Here is a 1,024-nt window from a genome sequence, read left to right as displayed (position 1 = left end):
GTAATCAGATTATTGAAAAGCGATATATTGAAGGATTACGTGATGAAGGATATGAAAATGTAATTGGCTATGGAATATCTTTTTATAAAAAACAATGTATAATTACAAAGGCTTATATATAAATTATAAACAAAAAAGAAAGGAAAGATAATAATGAAGCGAATAAGTACTGGAACTGAAAATTTCAAAGAATTACTGGACAATAATTATTATTATGTTGATAAAACAAGCCTAATTGAAGATGTATTATCTGATAAAGTAATGCTGTATACCAGACCGAGAAGATTTGGAAAGACATTGAATCTAAGTATGCTTTATTATTTCTTTTCAAACAAAGAAAAAGAAAATAGTTATTTATTTGAAGGATTGAATATATCAAAAGATAAAGAAATCCTAAAACATCAAAACCAGTATCCGGTTATCTTTTTGACTTTAAAAGATATGCAGTATTTAAATTTTGAAGATCAAAAAAAGCAATTTGCCATTCTTATTAAAGAACTGATATTAAAAAATATAGAGTTATTAGATAGTTCTATTATTGATGAGGCTGATTATAATATTTTAAACGATTTTAGATTTTTAAAACCAGATGAAGTGCAATTGAAAAATTCATTAAAAATTTTATCGAATTGTTTATATAAATATTATCAACAAAGGGTTATTATATTAATTGATGAATATGATGTACCATTACAAAGTGCCTATAATAATGGTTATTATGATGAAATGGTTGATTTTTTAAGAAGTATCTTTTCATCAGCTCTTAAAACCAATGATGCATTGGAAAGAGGGATACTTACTGGCTGTTTACGAATCGCCAAGGAAAGCATCTTTACGGGATTAAATAACTTTACAGTAAGATCAATAACGAGCCAGTATGCCTGTGATTGTTTTGGTTTTACCCAAGAAGAAATCGATGATTTATTAGATTATTATGATCTGATAAATAAACGCGATGAGATAAAAGACTGGTATGATGGTTATTTATTTGATAAAACAGAAATTTATAATCCCTGGAGCGTTC

General features: G+C 26.5%; 1 protein-coding gene. It reads left to right on the top strand.

The features are described from left to right. Positions 1 to 153: 153 nt before the first annotated feature. Positions 154 to 1,024, top strand: an 871-nt coding sequence (locus B5F09_RS14565; RefSeq protein WP_158095871.1) for an AAA family ATPase, incomplete at its 3' end; no start/stop codon positions are given.

Source organism: Erysipelatoclostridium sp. An173 (genome assembly GCF_002160495.1).
GTDB lineage: Bacteria > Bacillota_I > Bacilli_A > Erysipelotrichales > Coprobacillaceae > Thomasclavelia > Thomasclavelia merdavium.
The sequence above is the reverse complement of the archived record's forward strand: the minus strand, read 5'-3'. Positions and strand labels throughout refer to the sequence as shown.